This window comes from Streptomyces sp. SAS_270, assembly GCF_052543295.1.
Map to the genome: position 1 here is coordinate 35,389 of NZ_JBMNDS010000003.1, position 17,480 is coordinate 52,868.

A 17,480-nucleotide genomic window follows, 5' to 3' on the forward strand; every position below is an offset into this window, starting at 1 on the left:
GAATCTGGAGCAGGGCGCGGGCAAATCCCATGGTGGACACGTTGTTCTCGATCGCCGTGGTGCTCGGCGTACCCGTGACCCGGCCGGTAGCCGAGTTGTCGGTGGCGAACCCCAGTGCTCGGCCACCTCCGACCGGATCCCGGCGATGCGTTGACCGACGGTCGCGGAGCGTAGGGGAGGTTGTTCTCGACTGCCCGATGAACGCTTGGCGTTCTGTGCCGGGGCGTGCGTCGGGCGGCCTGCTGTTCTGGGACAGTGCCAGCCCCGCCAGGCGCGGGCGCGGCCCCAGCCACGTGGTCAGGAAGCGGTGTCGTGCGTCTCGCCGAGGCCGAGGAGCGCGGTGAAGTGGGCCTCGGCCCGGTCGATCTCACCGAGCTGAGTGAGGATCGATATGGGGGTGGAGTCACCGACCACCTTCTGCATCAGTGGGGTGCGGTCCAGGATCGCGTCCCGGATCGGTTGCAGAGCGCGCGGCGCGTGATGGAAGACCTGCCCGAGGACGTAGGCGTGCTGGGACTGCCGGGCGGTGTGCGGCTTGCGGGTGGCCTCGAAGGCGTCGAGTGCCTGGCGGACGGCGGCGTAGTCGCTCAGGTCCACCCCTGCCAGGCGGCGGCCGATGAAATAGCCGTCCTCGGTGGCCATACCGGCGCCGTACCCGGCGTACGGGGAGGTGGGATGAGCGGCGTCGCCGACGAGGGTGGCGCGGCCCTTGGACCACTGCTTCAGCGGCTTGCGGTCGCGGATCACCCAGCGCTGAACGTGCGCGGGGTCGGTCGCGGCGATCAGTTGGGGGAGCGGACGGGCGAAGGCCTGGCCGAGGCTGGTCGCGGTCGAGTGCAGGTCCCCGGTGAATTCCCGGCTCGCGTCGAACGCTTCGAGTAGCCACCACTGGTGGCCGTCACGTCCCTTGTCGCGGATGGCCGTCCAGCTGCCCTGCACGGTGCGGGTGTGGGAGAGGACGCACATCCCGGGCTCGGTCTCGACGCTGTCGTCGAAGGTGTAGCCGCCGAAGATGTGCAGGTTGTGCTCGCGCTTGGGGCTGTCGCCCCACAGAGTGCGGCGGACCAGGGAATCGATGCCGTCCGCGCCGATCACGAGGTCCGCCTCGTGGATTCGTCCGTCCGCGAGGTGCAGTCGAACGCCGCTCTCGTCCTGCTCGACGCGCTCCACCGTGTGGTTGACCCGCAGGACTCCCTTGGGCAGCGCGTCGAGCAGCCGCTCGTACAGCTCGGGGCGCAGCAGGCCGATGAAGCCGCCGCCGTAGTCGCGGACAACCTGCTCCGGAAGGGCCGCGCGGACCCGGCGGCGGCCGCGGGCGTTGCGGAACTCGGACGTACAGGGCGCACCCAGGTCCTCGGTGTTCACTCCGAGCAGCCCGAGTGCCTTGATGGGGGGCGGCCACAGGTTGAGGATGTTGCCGGCGGGTCTGGCGTGCGGGTAGCGCTCGAACAGCACGACCTCGTGGCCGGCCTGGTGGACGGAGAGTGCGGCGGCCATGCCACCGGGTCCGGCACCGATCACGGCGACGCGGCCGCGTTTGGCGGGAAGTTTCTTCATGGTGGGTTCCTCAGCCTTGGGCGTCGTTGACCTGCCTCAAGCGGCGGTGTGCAGTTTCGCGGCGGTGGCGGCGGTGGCGGCGGTGACGTCGTGGTGGGCGACGCCGGGGGCGGTTTCGACAAGGACCAGGCCGTTGTCGGTGACGTCGATGACGCCCAGGTCGGTGACGACGCGGTGGACGCAGGCCTGGCCCGTGAGGGGCAGGTTGCACTCGTCGAGGATCTTGGGGCTGCCGTCCTTGGCGGTGTGATGCATGAGGACGATGACGCGGCGGGCGCCGTGGAAGAGGTCCATGGCACCGCCCATGCCCTTGATCATCTTCCTCGGGGATGACCCACTTGGCCGGGTGCCTGTGTCGCATCGGTGGCGGTCACAGTCGCACCCGCCCGGGCCGGCGCCTCGACCGTGCCCTGCCCGCGCGGCCCCGCTGACGACGACCTTGTCGCCGGCCTGCTCTCCGCCGCGCGGTTCACGGTCGCGTTCGCGGGCGCGTACGGGCGCGAGGGACGGCCACCGGTTCGGCCCCGGGTACCACCGTGTTGGAGACGGTGCCGATGCCCTCGACCGTGAGGGCGACGGTGTCGCCGGGCTTCAGCGGCGGCGGGTCCTGGCGGCCGCGTACGCCCCAGAGTTCGGCGAGGCAGCCGCCGTTGCCGCAGGTGCCGGAGCCGAGTACGTCGCCGGGGCGTACCCAGGTGCCGCGGGAGGCGTAGGCGGTCATTTCCTCGAAGGTCCAGCTCATGTTGGACAGCAGGTCCTTGCCGACGACCTCGCCGTTGATCTCGGCGGTCAGCGCCAGGCGCAGGAATCCGTCGCTGTCGCGGTAGGGCTCCAGTTCGTCCGCGGTGACGAGGGAGGGGCCGAGGGTGGTGGCGGTGTCCTTGCCCTTGCATGGGCCGAGGCTGACCTGCATCTCGCGGGACTGGAGGTCGCGGGCGGACCAGTCGTTGTAGATGGTGTAGCCGATGATGTGGTCGCGGGCCTGCTCGGGGGTGAGGTCGCGGCCCTCGCGTCCGATGACCGCGGCGACTTCGAGTTCGAAGTCCAGCGCCCGGCTTCCTGGCGGCACGGGGATGTCGTCGTGAGCGCCGATGACCGCGTAGGGGTTGGTGAAGTAGAAGGTGGGCGCGTCGTACCAGGCGTCCGGGGCGCCCGAAACTCCGTCGATGCTTCGCCGTACACCTTCGACGTGCTCCTCGAACGTGACGAAGTCGCGTACGGACGGCGGTTGGAGCGGCGGCAGCAATCGCACCTGGGAGACGTGCGGCCCGCGCGGCACGTCCAGACTTGCGTTGCCCGCCTGGCGCAGTGCCTCGGGACCGGCCTGGATCAGGTCGAGAAGCGTCCCCGTGCCGGGGCAGGGGGAGAGGACGCCGTCATCCTCGATGGTGGCGAGACGGCTGCGGCCGTGCTGTTCGTACGTGGCGAAACGCATGGCATTCCTAGGGAGCTGGGAGGGTTGACACAGGCCGGGGGCCCGGCGGCATGGCAGGCGGGGGAGTACGCCGAGCCCCCGGGGTCAAGGGGTCAGACCGGCGGAGCGACGAAGACGCCGCGGTCGACGTCGTTGAGCATTTCCTTGGCGACCATCTCGTTCATCGGGTTGGACGTGCCCCACTGGTCGGCGTTCTCGGGCTTCGTCAGGTCGTAGATGTGCGGGTGCCAGGTGTCCTCGTCCAGCTTTTCCAGCTCGGTGGTGTACTCAACGGTGTTGCCGTGCGGGTCGAGGAAGTACGTGAAGGTGTTGTCGCCCGCCATGTGCCGCCCGGGGCCCCAGATCTTGCGGGCGCCGGAGCGCATCACGCGGCCGGAGCCGCGCATGTACTCGTCGATGCCGCGCATCTCGAAGGAGAGGTGCTGCAGGGAGGCGTGCGGACCGCTGGCGATGGCCATGGAGTGGTGCTGGTTGCTGATCCGCATGAAGTGCATGACCTCACCCATGTGCGGCAAGGTCATCGTGTCGGACAGCCGGAAGTCGAGGTGCTGCTCGTACCAGGTGCGGGTGGCGTTGATGTCGGGGGAGTTCAGGACGACGTGCGAGAGACGGACCGGGATGGACTCCTTCTCCTCGATACGACGGTGCCGGCGCGCCTCGACGTCGGCCGAGATCTCGATGGTGCGGCCGTCGACGTCGAAGAAGCGGAAGCCGTAGCCGCCTCCGGGGGTGTCGACCTTGCCCGGCTGGGAGATCAACTGCACTCCACCCGCGAGGAGTTGTTCGGCGAGCGTGTCCACGTCGGCGGGGTTCGCCGCGCCGTAGGAGATGAGGTCGAGGCGCTTCTCCTCGGCCTTGCGGAGCCGGACGATGTACTGCTCGGGGGAGCCCTCGGCGGCGAGGAAGGAGATGCCGGAGTCCTCGGCGACCTTGGTCAGGCCCCAGACGCCGGCGTAGAAGTCGAGTTGCTTGTCGTAGTCCGGCACGGCGAGGTCGACGTGGCGCAGGTGGGTGAGCAGACGTGTGCTCATGGTGGGGGTTCTCCTCTGTGCGGTTCAGATGGTTCAGACAAGGCGGAGCAGCGCTGCAGCGTTGCCGCCGCGTACGGCGTGGAAGTGGGGGGCGGGCAGGTCCGTGACGTCGCGCAATGCGCCGAGCGGGTCGTCGGTGCCCATGTCGAAGGGGAAGTCGGAGCCGAGCAGCACCCGGTCGGGGCCGGCCACCCGGATCAGTTCGCGCAGCACGTCCGGGTCGTGGACGAGGGAGTCGAAGTACAGCTGCCTGAGGTAGCTGCTGGGTGGGTGCGCGCAGCCGCGGGTGTCGGTGCGGGCGAGCCAGGCGTGGTCGGAGCGGCCGATGTGGGTGGGCAGATAGCCGCCGCCGTGGGCGGCGACGATGCGCAACCCCGGGTGCCGGTCCAGGACTCCGGAGAAGATCAGATGGGACAGCGCGACGGCGTTCTCGGTCGGCTGGCCGACGGTGTTGGACAAATACCACCGGTTGAGGCGCTCGTCGAGCGTGCAGCCGAAGGGGTGCAGGAAGAGGATCGCGCCGGATTCCTCGGCCCGTGTCCAGAACGGTTCGTACGTGGGGTCCGACAGTTCGCGTCCCGGCGCGTGGCTCGATATCTCGACACCGCGCAGGCCCAGGCCGAGGGCGTGTTCGAGGGCTTCGACGGCGAGGTCCGGGTGCTGGAGCGGGACGAGGCCGAGGCCGTGCAGCCGCTGCGGGGCCTGGGCGACGTGCGCTGCGGTGCCTTCGTTGGCCAGTCCCCACACCGTGCGGGCCAGGTCCTTGTCGGCCCAGTAGTGGTAGTGCGACGGCGACGGCGAGACCAGCTGGACGTCGATCCCGGAGGCGTCCATCGCGGCGAGCCGGGCCTTGACGTCGGTCAGCCTCGGGAAGCGGTCGCGGAACATCGGGCCGCTGACGGCGATGGCCTCGGGGCCGTTGCGGCGGGCGTCGAGATCGCGGGCCGCGGCCAATCCGGGGTGCCCGGCGACGGCGTCCTCGACCTGAGGGAGCAGGACGTGCGCGTGGACGTCGATCGTGGGTGCGCTGTTCCGAGGACTCACGGGGTTCACGGCGTTCACGGCGTCTCCTGCAGGACTGCCATCGTGCGGCCCATCAGGCCGGGTGCGTCGGCGTCACGGGCGCCGTCCAGCTGCCACTGACCGAGTTGCACGGATGCCTCGACCACCATGCGGACACGGCCGATCCGGCGTTCGTAGAAGCCGGTCAGGAGGGCGTCCAGGGAACTCCAGTCCTGCTCCGCGGTGAGCATCTCGGCCAGTACGGAGGCGTCCTCCAACGACATGGCCGCGCCCTGGGCGAGGGTGGGAGGACAGACGTGGGCCGCGTCACCGATCAGGACGACCCGGCCGCGGTGCCAGGAGCCCTCGACGAGCAGCCGCTCGAACCAGGTGTAGTTGACCTCGGCGGGGTCGGTGATGCTCGCGGCGATCTCCGGCCACGCACCCCCGTAGGGCGCGGCCAGCCGCCGCATCTCGTCCGCGTACGAGGCCGGGTCGATGGAGGCGCGGTCGCGGTTGGCCTCGGCGAGGTAGGCGTAGATGGTGTTCTTGCTGGTGGGGCAGTAGCCGGCGATGTAGCACGGGCCGCCGTAGGCCAGGGTCATGCGCTCCACGCTCTCGGGGCGGGGCACGGGGACGCGCCAGATGGCCATGCCCGTCGGTTCGGGCTTGTCGCTGATGCCGATCATCGCGCGCGTGCGGGAGCCGACGCCGTCGGCGGCGATGACAAGGTCGTAGCGGCCCTCGGTGCCGTCGCTGAACCGGGCGGTGACGCCGGACGCGTCCTGGACCAGCTCCTCGGCGGTGGTGCCGAGGCGTACCGCCGCGCCGCTCTCGCGAACGGCCTCACACAGAATCTCCTGGAGCCGGGGCCGCTGCATGCCGAAGATCGCGGGCAGGTCGTCCCCACCGGTGCGGAAGTCCTGCTGGACGTGGAACACGGTCCCGTCGGGCGCGGCCATGCCGACGGCGTCGACGGCGTAACCGCTCTCCCGGACCTCGTCCCATACGCCGACTTCGCGCAGTACGCGTAGTGCGTTGCCCTGGAGGGTGATGCCGGAGCCGAGCACGTTCCAGTCGGGTTTGGCCTCGATCAGTTCCACGGCGATGCCCGCCCGCCGCAGCAGCACGGCCACGGCGTTGCCGGACGCGCCGCCGCCTATGACGAGGACGGTTCGGGCACGGGGGTCGTTCATGGGTTCTCCCTGAGGTGGTGCCGCGCGACTTCGAACGGCAAGGGGGGTGTTGCCGGCCGGGCGGGCGAGGGGGGCGTAGCCGTCCGGGCGCGGTGCGCCCGGCAGCCCAGGGCGTTACTTGACGGCGACGGGATTCACCGGTGAGCCGACGGACCCGGTGATGGGCAGGGGCGCGGCGGTGAGCCAGAACTCGTACCGGCCGTCGGCGGCGCAATGTGTGGCGAGGGCGTCGAGGTCCCACATCTCGCCGATGAGCAGACCGATGTGGGGGATGGCGACCTGGTGCAGCGGCTGGAAGGCGTGGTCGAACTCGTTGGGCCGCACCTCGAAACCCCAGGTGTCGGTGGCGATCCCGGCGATCTCGCTGCGGTGCAGCCAGCCGGCCGTACTGAAGCTCAGTCCCGGCGCCGGTCCGCCCGCGTAGTCGCCCCAGCCTTCGTGACGGGCGCGGGCCAGCCGCCCGGTGCGCACGAGGACCAGGTCGCCACGACCGACGGTCACGCCGTGCGCCTCGGCGGTTGCGGTCAGGTGCTCCTCGGTGATGGCGAAGCCGTCGGGCAGTTCGCCGTCGTGGCCGATGACCAGGCCCACGTCGAGGAGGACGCCTCGCCCGGCGACGTGCGGCGCCATGTGCTCCATGCCGGTGACGAGGTCGCCGTCGGAGGTGACGACCTTCTCGGCCGAGCGGCCGTTCCATGCCGTGCCGTGGTCGAAGATGTGCCCGAGCCCGTCCCATTGGGTGGAGCACTGCAGGGGCATGGCGATCACGTCGTCGGCGCCACCGAAACCGTGCGGAAAGCCCTGGCCGCCCAGAACGGCGTCGGTGCCGGTGGCGAGCATCGTGTGCACCGGGTTCGTGCGCCGCCGCCAGCCCTTCTGCGGGCCGTCCATGTCGAAGGCCTGCGACAAGGAGAAACTGACGCCGTCGCGGATCAGGGCCGCGCCCTCGCGGCGCTTGGCCTCGTCGAGGAAGTTGAGCGTGCCGAGCACGTCGTCCTCGCCCCAGCGGCCCCAGTTCGAGTACGCCTTCGCGGCCTCGGCGATCGCCGCCTCGGGATCCGTACGGTCGACACGATCGCCGCTCATCTGGCTCATCGGGCCTCCTCCGCGACACAGCGCGTGCGCTGGGCGCCGAGCCCGGTGACCGACCCGTCCATCACGTCGCCGTCGCGCAGCAGCCGGCCCCAGCGGATGCCGTTGCCGGCCGGGCTGCCGGTCAGAACCAGGTCGCCGGGGAGCAGTCGGGCGGTCTGGGAGATGTACGAGACCAACCGTGCGACGCCGAAGATCATGTCCTTGGTGGACTCGTCCTGCATGGTCTCGCCGTTGAGTTTCAGGGTGACCTGCAGGTCGGACGGGTCGGCGATGGAGCCGGCCGGGACGATCCACGGGCCGAGCGGGGTGAAGCCGGGGGCGTTCTTGCTGCGCAGCCAGTCGGTGCCGATCGGGGGCATGTCCCGGCGGAAGACGCTCGCGCGGTCGGTCAGGTCGTTGGCGATGGTGTAGCCCGCGACGTACTCCAGCGCCTCGTCCACGGTGACCCGGTAGGCGGGACGGGAGATCACCGCGGCCACCTCCAGCTCCCAGTCGGGCTTCTCGGCCCAGGCGGGCAGCACCACGTCGTCATAGGGGCCGCTGATCGTGGTCGGCAGGCCGATGAAGACGTACGGGAGGTCCTCGGCGGCCCGCCTGTCCATGACCGCCGCGACCTCGGCGCGGGCCTCCTCGACGGTGCCCGGGGCGTCGGGGGCGCGGTGTGCGACCGCCAGGTCGATCACGTGCTGCCGGTAGTTGGCGCCGGACTGGAAGATCTGCCGGGGCTCGACGGGCGTGTGCACCGTCATCTCCGCCAGCGACCGCCAGTCGCGCGTCGGGTCCCCGGCGAGGGTGTGCAGCCGTGGCAGCTCCTCGTCCCAGCGCTCCAGGAGCGTGAGCGTGGTCAACGCGGGTTCGTCCAGTGCCGTGCGCAGGTCGAGCGCTCGGCCGTCCGGCGTCACGAGGCTCGGGAACCTGGTCCCGCCCGGTGCCGAAAGGGTACCGATGGCGAACGGTCCGGAGAAGGGGGTGAAGGGTGCCGACGTGGCTGCGGATGTCACGGAGATTTCCTCCCGATTGCGGTGCCACTAATCTGGCCCGGTAGATTGCAATCAGGGAAATCGATTTCCTGTATAGGTGAATCCAGCCGGTGAATACCGATGGGGCCGGCTCCGGAATTGGGATGCTTCGTGAACTTGGCCAGCCTGGACCTCAACCTCGTCGTTGCCCTGCGCGCCCTCCTGCAGGAGCGCAACGTCACCAGGGCCGGCCAGCGCATCGGGCTCAGTCAACCCGCGATGAGCGCCGCTCTGGCCCGGCTGCGCCGCCACTTCGACGACGACCTGCTCGCCCGGGTGGGCGGAGGGTACGAACTGACCGCCCTCGGGCGGGCCCTCCTCGACCGGACCACCACCGCGTGCGACCTGCTGGAGCGCGTCTTCGCCAGTCAGGCAGAATTCGACCCCTCCCGCGGGGAACACGAGTTCACGCTGATCGCCTCGGACTACGCGGTCGCCGTCTACGGCACCGAGCTCGCCCGCACCATCCAAGCCGAGGCACCGGGCATCCGGCTCAGGTTCAAACAGGTACCGAACGAAATCATCGACGACACCGGGTCGCTGCTCAGCACCGTGGACGGGCTGCTGCTGCCCCACGGCATCATTCGTGGCTTTCCCATGGTCGAGCTCTACCAGGACAGCTGGGTCTTCCTCGTTGCGGACGACAACCCGGAGGTCGGCGAGCGGCTCACCCTCGACGACCTGGCCCGAATGCCCTGGGTGACGTACCAACGGGCTTACGACGCCCCTGCCGCCCGCCAGATCGCCATGCTCGGCATCGAGCCGCGCGTGGCGGTCTCCGTCGACAGTTTCCAGCTGATGCCACTCCTGGTCGCGGGCACCCGCCGGGTAGCTCTGCTTCAAAGGCGTCTCGCCGACGAGCTGGACGGACTCGCACACGTCCGCATCATGGAACCGCCCTATGACGCCGTGCCGATCCAGCAGGCCTTGTGGTGGCATCCGGTCCACATGCACGACGCGGCGCACATGTGGCTGCGGGAGACGTCGGCCCGGGTCGCCGAGATGATGGAGGCCGGTCGGTCTGTGATGTCCCGTCCGCTGGAATGAGGGTGGGGCCACGCCCTGCAGAGGCGGATGACATTCCCAGGCCGCAGCCGACGCCGGACGGGCGGCCGCCGCGTGGATCCGGTGTGAACAACTGCTGCGGCTCTGGCCGGTTCGCCGGTTCGATCCTGTACCGCAGGTTCCGCTCCGCCGTCAGGGAGGAGGGCCGCTGCTGCCCCGCACGACCAGTTCGGGCAGCAGCGCGACCAGGGTTCCGGTTCTCGGCCGGCCCTCGATCTGAGCGACGAGGAGTTCCAGCGCGCGACGCCCGGCCTCGCCGAAGTCCTGCCGCACCGTGGTCAACGGGGGCCACACGTATTCGGCCTCGGGGATGTCGTCGTAGCCGACCAGGCTGACGTCGCCCGGCACGTCGCGGCCCGCCTCGCGCAGGGCGCGCAGCACGCCGAGGGCCATCTGGTCGTTGGCGGCGAAGACGGCGGTGACACCGGGCATGTCGGCCAGTCGCCGCCCTTGTTCGTAGCCCGACCGTGCACTCCAATCGCCCCTTAGCGGGTGCGGTGGCGTTCTGTCGGCGCCGACCAGGGCTTCTCCCCAGGCGCGTTCGCGGGCTCGGGCCGATGGCTGGTCGCTCGGCCCTGCGACGTGCCACACGGTGTCATGGCCGAGAGCAAGCAGGTGCTCCGTGGCCTGGCGTGCTCCTGTCGTCTGTTCGAGTCCGATCACCGGGACGCCCTCCTGCTCGATGTCGACGTCGAGCGCGACCGCGGGCCGGTCGGCGGGAAGGTGCCGCAATGCCTGCGCGGTCCAGTCGTGCGGCGCCGCGAGTATGAGGCCGGCGACCGCTTGGGAGACGAGCCCCTCCACGACGGCTCGGGCGGGCAATGGGTCGCCGGAGCGCAACGTGGTGATCTGCACGGCGTAGCCGGCCTGGCGAGCCGCCTGTTCGACGCCGAAGACCGTTGCCGCGGGACCGTACTGGGCGGTGTCGAAACTCACCACCGACAGCACCTGCGACCTGCCGGTCACCAGTGCCTGCGCAAGCCTGTTGGGTCGGTAGCCGAGTTCGGCTGCGACAGCGAACACGCGGGCGCGAGTGTCGTCACCGACCCCGGGCCGCTCGTTCAGTACGCGGGAGACGGTCATCGCCGAGACACCCGCTCGCCGTGCCACATCGCCGAGCACCACGGGCCGGTCACTGGCCGTGGAGGACGACGTGATGCCGTTCGCGTCGGAACCGGCACCAGGTCGAGGAGCGTCGCGCATCGAGGAACGTTAACGTTAACGTCCGGTCTCCGCAAGCCCCTGGTGGGACATTGATTTTTTATCCTAACGCCTGTTGTCATGGCTGCGGCATGACTTTATCTTCTCGTCTGGAAGAAGTGGAACCAGATCGTCGAATATTCCGTCGAAGCGCTTCGACTGGAAATTCGACAAGCATGGTCGCCATACCTGCACCGAGGGTGCGGAATGGCCCACCATCTCGCGGCCGTCGAATTTATTTCGATTGGTTTTCGCGTCACGCGCACCGTTCCCGGCTCCGGTCGGCGCGCGCTCGATCATCGATCCGATCACAGAAGGTGCGATGAAAATCTATCGCCTGGAGTGGGGCGCCCTGTTTGCGGCTCTTGCGCTCGTCTTCGCCGTTCCGAACGTCGCCTCGGCGGCGTCGGGCACGTACTACTTCAAGCATTTCACCGCCAACGGAGGCAGTGACACCAGCTGGGACACCAACGACAATTCCTGGGGTGTGAACTCCGCGGACGCCAACGGTTTCACTGTCATGGTCAACGGCGAGGACTGGGGTACCCGGTCACCGGTGACCACGCTGCCCAAGCGGCTCAGTGCGGTCAACCCCGGCAACAACTCGTGGTTCTCCCAGACGTCGTCCCCGCGGCCGGGCGCGTACTACGACGCCACCTACGACATCTTCATCGACCCCACCGCGGCACCGACGAACCGCAATTCCCAGAACGAGTTGATGATCTGGCTCAACTGGTCGAACGCGCAGCCGCTGTCCGACCGCTACGACGCCTCAGGGAGCGCCGTGCCCACCAGGACGAACGTCAGCCTCGGCGGGCGCACCTGGGACATCTACACGTACAGCTGGCCAAGTGGCGGACACACCATCAGCTACCTGGACACCGGAAGGTCCGGATGGTGGTCCGGCAGCCTCTCCCCGTTCCTCAACTGGGGTGTCAGCAACGGCTATTACAGCAGCAGCCAGTACCTCAACAGCGTCATGGCCGGCTGGGAGTACGGCCCTGGCACCTACACGGCCACCTCCTGGGGCGCGGTCGGATTCTGAGCACTGAGCCGACGCGGGTGCCCGAGCCGGCCCCGCAACGGAAACGTGCGGGAGCCCACCCCGCGCCACCCGCTCCAGCAGGGTGTCGAGCCGCCATGGTCGCCACGGCTCGGCGTCAGGTGCATCCACGTGGTCTTGGCATCCCAGGACCGGAAGAGAGGAAACGTCAATGGCCGTGAAGACGATGAAGATCAGAGCCGTCCTCGTTGCCGTCATCATGGCAGTGGCCGCATCTGTTTGCGGCTCGGAGGATCAGGCGTCTGCCGACACACTGGCCCAGTTGGACGCATCGCAGATTGTTGCCGATATGGGCGCGGGCTGGAATCTGGGGAACCAGCTCGAAGCAAACACCAACGGATACCCCAGCGAGACAGCGTGGGGTCAGCCGGCGGTCACGCAAGCTCTCATCGACAAGGTGTGGGCTGCAGGATTCAAGACGATCCGGATCCCTGTCTCCTATCTGCGTGACATAGGAGCCGGCCCGAATTATACGATCAACTCGTCTTGGCTGAACAGAGTCCGGGAAGTCGTCAACTACGCCTACAGTCGAGGCATGTATGTAGTGATCAACATGCACGGCGACGGCTACAAGTCGGTCAACGGCTCCTGGCTGATCTGTGACTCGTCCTCCCAGACGGAAATCAAGGCCAAGTACCAGAAGGTCTGGCAACAGATCGCGTCGAAGTTCCAGAGCTACGACCAGCACCTGATCCTGGAGTCCATGAACGAAGAGTTCACCGGGGACTTCGGCCAACCGACCCAACCGTGCTACTCGAACATCAACAGCTATAACCAGATCTTCGTGGACACGGTGCGGAAAGCCGGCGGCAACAACAGTTCACGATGGTTGCTCATCCCCGGCTGGAACACAAACATCGACTACACCGCGGGCAACTACGGCTTCGCGCTTCCGACCGATCGCTATCGCTCCTCCTCCGTTCCCAGCAACCAGCAGAGGATCATGATCTCCGTGCACTACTACGATCCGTGGGACTTCGCCGGTACGGAAAGCGGGGCCATCACGCAGTGGGGCCCGACTGCGACCAACCCGTCAAAGACGTCCACCTGGGGGCAGGAGGACTATCTGGACGCGCAGTTGAAGAAAATGCATGACGGATTCGTCACGAAGGGATACCCGGTAGTCATCGGTGAGTACGGAGCGATCGACAAGTCGTCGTTCGACTCGGCGAACAACGGATACCGTGCCGACTTTGCGCACACCCTCGCGGCCACAGCCAAGAAGTACGGGGAAGTCAGCGTCTACTGGGACAACGGTGTGAACGGACAGTACGGGTTCGGCCTGTTCGACCGACGTTCCAACACCGTGACCCAACCGGGCATCGTCGACGCCGTCATGAGCGGCGTTGGGCAGTGACAACGGCATGGGCCTGAACCAGGATGACCAGGTGCCGACACCGCGGCCATTGAACGGGTGACGAGATCGGATGCCGCACCGCACAAGGCTCCCCTGCCGTTGAGGAAGGTGTTCGAAGTCTCAACTCGTCGGCATGGGAGCCCTGTTGGTTGCCCATCCTGTCGTACTCGATCTCCCCATGCACCGGGTGAACGCCAGGGCATCCCGGTCCTCCACGGCCGCGGCCCCCACGGGAACCGGCCGGTGAGTGACGACACCCTTCAGACGCGCACCGGGCCGTGGCCTCACGGCCACCCGACAAGCCGGCAACCGCGCGCTGTTGAATCCAAGGGGCGCGAGTCGCCCGACATACGCGATGTCCGTCATGCGGAGATCACCGTTGTGGCGAGGTGAGGACGCCGCGCGACAGCGCGACGGTGACGGCTGCGGTGCGGTCGTTGACACCCAGTTTGACGAAGGTTCGCAGCAGGTGCGTCTTCACCGTCGCCTCGCCGATGTACAGCTGCCGACCGATCTCACCGTTGGACAGACCCCGCGCGACGAGGCCGAGTACCTGAACCTCGCGTGGGGTCAGCTGCTCCCCGGCCGGAGCCTGAAGGTGAGTCACCAGCCGGGCGGCCACCGGCGGGGCGAGGACGGTTTCACCGCGGGCCGCCGCCCGGATCGCGTCGGTCAGGGTACCGATCGGGGTGTCCTTGAGCAGGTAACCGGTGGCGCCGGCCTCGATCGCCGGCAGGATGTCGGCGTCACCTTCGTAGGTGGTGAGCACGAGCACGCGAATGCCGGGGTGCTCCTGACGGATGCGCGCCGTCGCGGTGGCGCCATCGGTACCCGGCATCCGCAGGTCCATCAGGACGACGTCCGGGCGCATCGCGGCGGCGAGGACGATCGCCTCGTCGCCGGAGCCGGCCTCGCCGACGACCCGCAGGTCGTCGTAGGCCTCGAGCATGCCGCGGAGGCCGAAGCGTACGACGGGATGGTCGTCGACAATCAGGATCTGGACAGTCATCGAGACGTTTCCGCCCGCTCAGTGGTCGGGTGTGGAGCTGAGATCAAGTACAGGCTGCAGGCTACGCGCCGCCTGCTCGGCCGGTGGCGGCGGCAGCTCGACCCGCACCGTGGTGCCCTGGCCGGGAGCCGATCGCACCGTGCAGGTTCCGCCGAGGCTGGAGGCGCGGGTGCGCATGCCGAGCAGGCCGTATCCACCCCGGACGGTGCTCGGGTCGAAGCCCTGGCCGTCATCGGTCACCGCCAGCGCCATGAGGTCGGGATCCTGGCGCAGCTCGATCCGCACCGCCGTCGCGGCGGCGTGCTTGGCGACGTTGGCCAGGGCCTCCTGCGCGGTGCGCAGCAGGGCGATGTCGGTGCCGGTAGTTGTGCCGGACCGCTCGCCGACGATCGAGACCTCGACGCGCGTACCCGTGTCGCGAGTATGCCGGGCGGCGAGCCGGTCCAGCGCATCCGCGAGCCCTCGGCCGGTCAGGTCGACCGGGGCCGATGCGGCGATCAGCGAGCGTGCCTCCGCGAGGTTCTCGCGGGCGGTCTTCTCCAGGATGTCGAGCTGGCCGTCGGCGGCCGTCGGATCACGGAGCAGGGTCGTCCGTGCGACCTGGGCGAGCATGAGGATGCTGGTGAAGCCCTGTGCCAGGGTGTCGTGGATCTCGGCAGCCAGGCGTTCACGTTCGGCATGGACGCCTGCCTCGTGGCCCGCGCGTTCCAGTGCGGCCCGCGTCCGGGTCAGTTCCTCGATCAGCGCGGCCCGCTTGCGGTTCTGCTCGCGGATGCCGGTCAGATAGGCGCCCAGGAGGATCGTCACGGTCATGGGTACCAGAACGGTCACGCCGACCATCGCCAGCGTGTAGCGGCTGAATCCGGCCCGCGCCACCATGGCCCAGGCGAGTTCGGCGTAGAGGATCAACAACAGCGGTAGGCGTACCCGCCACCTCGCGACCATCATGAACAGCTGTGGGCAGAGCGCGAACAGCAGTGCGCCGGCGATCGGGGCGATGGCGAGCAGGAGCGGGAACGCGACCGCCAGGACGGCGAAATAGGCCGCACCCCAACGCTCGTCGCGGTTTTCCATGGCCCGCGGAGCGACCAGGGCGTAGCAGGCAACGATGACAACGAGCGTACCGAGGGCCAGCAGGCGTTGTCCGAGCGCCACGGAGACGTCGGCCGCTATGGCGACGGCAAGCGGTATCGCGACGGCGCCGACAAGGACATGCCATCCGACGCGGTAGCGGTGTCCGAAGTCGACGGTGCTGCGCACTGCCACGACCTGCCCACTTTCGCCCACCGAGATCTGGCCGCCAGTTTACGGGCGCCCAGATCCACAGTGCCCGACTCGGTGTCGAGGAGCGTCCACGCACCAGTGGAGCCTTGCGTACGTCGATCGGTTGACAACGGGGTCCAACCACACGTTGTCGCCGCTGCGGCCGCAGAACCGTCACGCTCGATGTCGAGCACTTCGGCTCCACACCTGGAGATACCCCATGAAGAAGAACTGGTTGGTCCTCGGCCTCGGCGCACTGCTTGCCTTTGTCGGCGTGGGCTGGACCTTGCAGGGACTCGACGTCATGAAGGGCTCTGCGATGAGCGGCGTGACGCTGTGGGCGGTCGTCGGGCCGGTCGTGGCGATCGTCGGTCTGGTCGTGCTGGGTGTCGGCTTCGCCAGGCTGCGCCGGGTGAGCCGATAAGCGCCGATCAGATGTCCGGTATAGACATGGAGACGCAGAAGACAGATCGGCCGGCACCGGGAAGACCGCCCAAGCAGTGGTACGGCGAGCTTGCCGGCGTCGCGGCCACCGCACTCGCCCTGGGCCTCGGTGAGTTGGTGGCAGCCGCGACGGGTGGGCCGTCAGCGCCCCTCGTGGCGGTGGGTGGCGTCGCCGTGGACGCTGCGCCGACCCCGGTCAAGGAGTTCGCCGTCGCGGTGTTCTACACGTACGACAAGCTGGCACTGCAGGCGGGAATCGTGCTGGTGTTGGCGGTGTTCGCCGCGTTCATCGGTGTACTGGCCATGCGCCGGCTCTGGTACGGGCTGACCGGCGTCGCTGTGTTCGGGATGATCGGCGTAATCGCGTCAGCCACCCGGCCCAGCGCCACGTGGGCGTACCCCCTGCCGACAGTGGCCGGCGCACTGGCCGCTGCCGGCCTCCTGGTGCTGCTGCGCCGCACCCTGCCGCGCCGTGCCCCGGTATCGGCGCAGGACCTGGGGGACGACTCCGGCCCGGATACGGACGTGGCGGCACAGGGAACCCACACCCCCGTGCGGGGAGCCGGTTCGCCCTCGTCGGATGCCGGCAACTCGGTGCTGGACGGCGCGGGACAGCCACCGGGCCGACGGAGGTTTCTCGCGCTGGCGGTCGGGGCGATCGGTGCGGCCGCGGTGGCCGTACCGGGCGGACGCCGGCTCTGGGCACAGCGTGTGGCCGCGGCCCGGGCCGCGGTGGTTCTCCCGTCGCCGTCGAGCCCGGCAGCACCCTTGCCCGCCAAGGTCTCCGTCGGCGTGCCTGGAGTGGAGCCGTTCGTGACCAGTACCGCGGACTTCTACCGGATCGACACCGCTTTGACGGTGCCGCAGATGGAACCGAAGGACTGGCGGCTGAGCATTCATGGCCGGGTGAGACGGCCGCTGACGCTGACCTACGAGCAATTGCTGGCACGGCCGATGGTGGAGCGCTACATCACGCTGGCGTGCGTGTCCAACGAGGTCGGCGGCGAGTTGGTCGGCAACGCGCGGTGGTTGGGGGTACCGATCAAGGATCTGCTGGATGAAGTCGAGCCGGATGACAGCGCGGATCAGGTGGTGAGCCGTTCCGTGGACGGCTACACGGCCGGCACACCGACGGCGGCGTTGCATGACGGGCGGGACGCGTTGCTGGCGGTCGGGATGAACGGGGAGCCACTGCCGGTCGAGCACGGATTTCCGGTCCGGATGGTGGTGCCCGGGCTGTACGGATACGTATCGGCGACGAAGTGGCTGACGGAGCTGGAGCTGAGTCGCTTCTCGGACTTCAGCGCCTACTGGGTACGGCGGGATTACGCGGCGCTGGCTCCGGTGAAGACACAGTCGCGGATCGACACACCGGCTGCGGGCAGGCGTCTGGAGCAAGGTCTGGTGATGGTGGCCGGGGTGGCGTGGGCGCAACATCGTGGGGTGTCCGCGGTGGAGGTCCGCGTGGATGACGGGCCATGGCAGCGGGCACAGCTCGCGGCGGTGCCGTCGGTGGACACATGGCGGCAGTGGAGCTGGCCGTGGCAGGCGACGCCCGGCGAGCATCGGCTGCAAGTACGCGCCACCGACAACACCGGCCAGGTGCAGACAGGACAGGTGCACGAGCCGTTGCCCGACGGGGCGACCGGCCGGCACACGATCAAGGTCACGGTTGCCTGAGCATTTCCCGCCGGGCGGGGGTTCCCGCCTGAAGGCTCGAATCTTCAAAGGGCTGCGGCTGTCA

At 68.7% G+C, this 17,480-nt stretch carries 17 protein-coding genes; 5 read left to right on the forward strand and 12 right to left on the reverse strand.

Annotation, left to right across the window (positions count from 1 at the left end; genetic code table 11):
• Positions 1-297 precede the first annotated feature (297 nt).
• From ACN6LB_RS02830 to ACN6LB_RS02865, 8 genes are all read right to left on the reverse strand, one after another.
• Positions 298-1,557 carry an FAD-dependent oxidoreductase gene (locus ACN6LB_RS02830; RefSeq protein ID WP_445024395.1) on the reverse strand — a complete coding sequence of 420 codons (1,260 nt, stop codon included), beginning with the start codon at positions 1,555-1,557 and terminating at the stop codon, positions 298-300.
• 36 nt (positions 1,558-1,593) lie between these two features.
• Positions 1,594-1,875, reverse strand: coding sequence for a CoA-transferase (locus ACN6LB_RS02835; RefSeq protein ID WP_445024396.1), 282 nt, complete (start codon positions 1,873-1,875; stop codon positions 1,594-1,596).
• 151 nt (positions 1,876-2,026) lie between these two features.
• Positions 2,027-2,992 (reverse strand): fumarylacetoacetate hydrolase family protein, encoded by a 966-nt coding sequence (locus ACN6LB_RS02840; protein WP_445024397.1) that lies wholly within the window; start codon positions 2,990-2,992, stop codon positions 2,027-2,029.
• 92 nt (positions 2,993-3,084) lie between these two features.
• Positions 3,085-4,023: a VOC family protein gene (locus tag ACN6LB_RS02845; protein WP_445024398.1), complete on the reverse strand. Its 939-nt coding sequence runs from the start codon at positions 4,021-4,023 to the stop codon at positions 3,085-3,087.
• Positions 4,024-4,056: 33 nt separating this feature from the next.
• Positions 4,057-5,085 (reverse strand): amidohydrolase family protein, encoded by a 1,029-nt coding sequence (locus ACN6LB_RS02850; protein WP_445024399.1) that lies wholly within the window; start codon positions 5,083-5,085, stop codon positions 4,057-4,059.
• Positions 5,082-6,221: an FAD-dependent oxidoreductase gene (locus ACN6LB_RS02855; protein ID WP_445024400.1), complete on the reverse strand. Its 1,140-nt coding sequence runs from the start codon at positions 6,219-6,221 to the stop codon at positions 5,082-5,084. The genes ACN6LB_RS02850 and ACN6LB_RS02855 overlap by 4 nt, the downstream gene beginning before the upstream one ends.
• 114 nt (positions 6,222-6,335) lie before the next feature.
• On the reverse strand, positions 6,336-7,307 hold the full coding sequence (locus tag ACN6LB_RS02860) for a cyclase family protein (protein WP_445024557.1): 972 nt from the start codon (positions 7,305-7,307) through the stop codon (positions 6,336-6,338).
• A gap of 5 nt (positions 7,308-7,312) precedes the next feature.
• Positions 7,313-8,317 carry a fumarylacetoacetate hydrolase family protein gene (locus tag ACN6LB_RS02865; RefSeq protein ID WP_445024401.1) on the reverse strand — a complete coding sequence of 335 codons (1,005 nt, stop codon included), beginning with the start codon at positions 8,315-8,317 and terminating at the stop codon, positions 7,313-7,315.
• 129 nt (positions 8,318-8,446) lie between these two features.
• Between ACN6LB_RS02865 and ACN6LB_RS02870 the strand changes: the two genes are divergently transcribed.
• Positions 8,447-9,382, forward strand: coding sequence for a LysR family transcriptional regulator (locus ACN6LB_RS02870; protein ID WP_445024402.1), 936 nt, complete (start codon positions 8,447-8,449; stop codon positions 9,380-9,382).
• 150 nt (positions 9,383-9,532) lie between these two features.
• On the opposite strand, the gene ACN6LB_RS02875 is transcribed toward ACN6LB_RS02870, so the two are convergent.
• A complete protein-coding gene (locus ACN6LB_RS02875; protein ID WP_445024403.1) occupies positions 9,533-10,603 on the reverse strand; it encodes a LacI family DNA-binding transcriptional regulator in 1,071 nt (356 codons plus the stop codon).
• A gap of 63 nt (positions 10,604-10,666) precedes the next feature.
• Positions 10,667-10,900: a hypothetical protein gene (locus ACN6LB_RS02880; protein WP_445024404.1), complete on the reverse strand. Its 234-nt coding sequence runs from the start codon at positions 10,898-10,900 to the stop codon at positions 10,667-10,669.
• A gap of 22 nt (positions 10,901-10,922) precedes the next feature.
• Here ACN6LB_RS02880 and ACN6LB_RS02885 point away from each other — a divergent pair, with 22 nt between their 5' ends.
• Both ACN6LB_RS02885 and ACN6LB_RS02890 read left to right on the forward strand, forming a co-directional pair.
• Positions 10,923-11,645, forward strand: a complete 723-nt coding sequence (locus ACN6LB_RS02885; RefSeq protein WP_445024405.1) for a GH12 family glycosyl hydrolase domain-containing protein — start codon at positions 10,923-10,925, stop codon at positions 11,643-11,645.
• A gap of 169 nt (positions 11,646-11,814) precedes the next feature.
• Entirely contained in the window at positions 11,815-13,020 is a 1,206-nt protein-coding gene (locus ACN6LB_RS02890) for a glycoside hydrolase family 5 protein (RefSeq protein ID WP_445024407.1), read from the forward strand.
• Between the two features lie 373 nt (positions 13,021-13,393).
• On the opposite strand, the gene ACN6LB_RS02895 is transcribed toward ACN6LB_RS02890, so the two are convergent.
• Both ACN6LB_RS02895 and ACN6LB_RS02900 read right to left on the reverse strand, forming a co-directional pair.
• Positions 13,394-14,029 (reverse strand): response regulator transcription factor, encoded by a 636-nt coding sequence (locus tag ACN6LB_RS02895; RefSeq protein ID WP_359385279.1) that lies wholly within the window; start codon positions 14,027-14,029, stop codon positions 13,394-13,396.
• Between the two features lie 18 nt (positions 14,030-14,047).
• Positions 14,048-15,295, reverse strand: a complete 1,248-nt coding sequence (locus ACN6LB_RS02900) for a sensor histidine kinase (RefSeq protein WP_445024408.1) — start codon at positions 15,293-15,295, stop codon at positions 14,048-14,050.
• A gap of 217 nt (positions 15,296-15,512) precedes the next feature.
• Between ACN6LB_RS02900 and ACN6LB_RS02905 the strand changes: the two genes are divergently transcribed.
• Positions 15,513-15,716 carry a hypothetical protein gene (locus ACN6LB_RS02905; protein WP_445024409.1) on the forward strand — a complete coding sequence of 68 codons (204 nt, stop codon included), beginning with the start codon at positions 15,513-15,515 and terminating at the stop codon, positions 15,714-15,716.
• A 194-nt stretch (positions 15,717-15,910) separates the two neighbouring features.
• Complete coding sequence (locus ACN6LB_RS02910) at positions 15,911-17,416, forward strand: molybdopterin-dependent oxidoreductase (RefSeq protein WP_445024410.1); 1,506 nt, start codon at positions 15,911-15,913, stop codon at positions 17,414-17,416.
• Positions 17,417-17,480 lie beyond the last annotated feature (64 nt).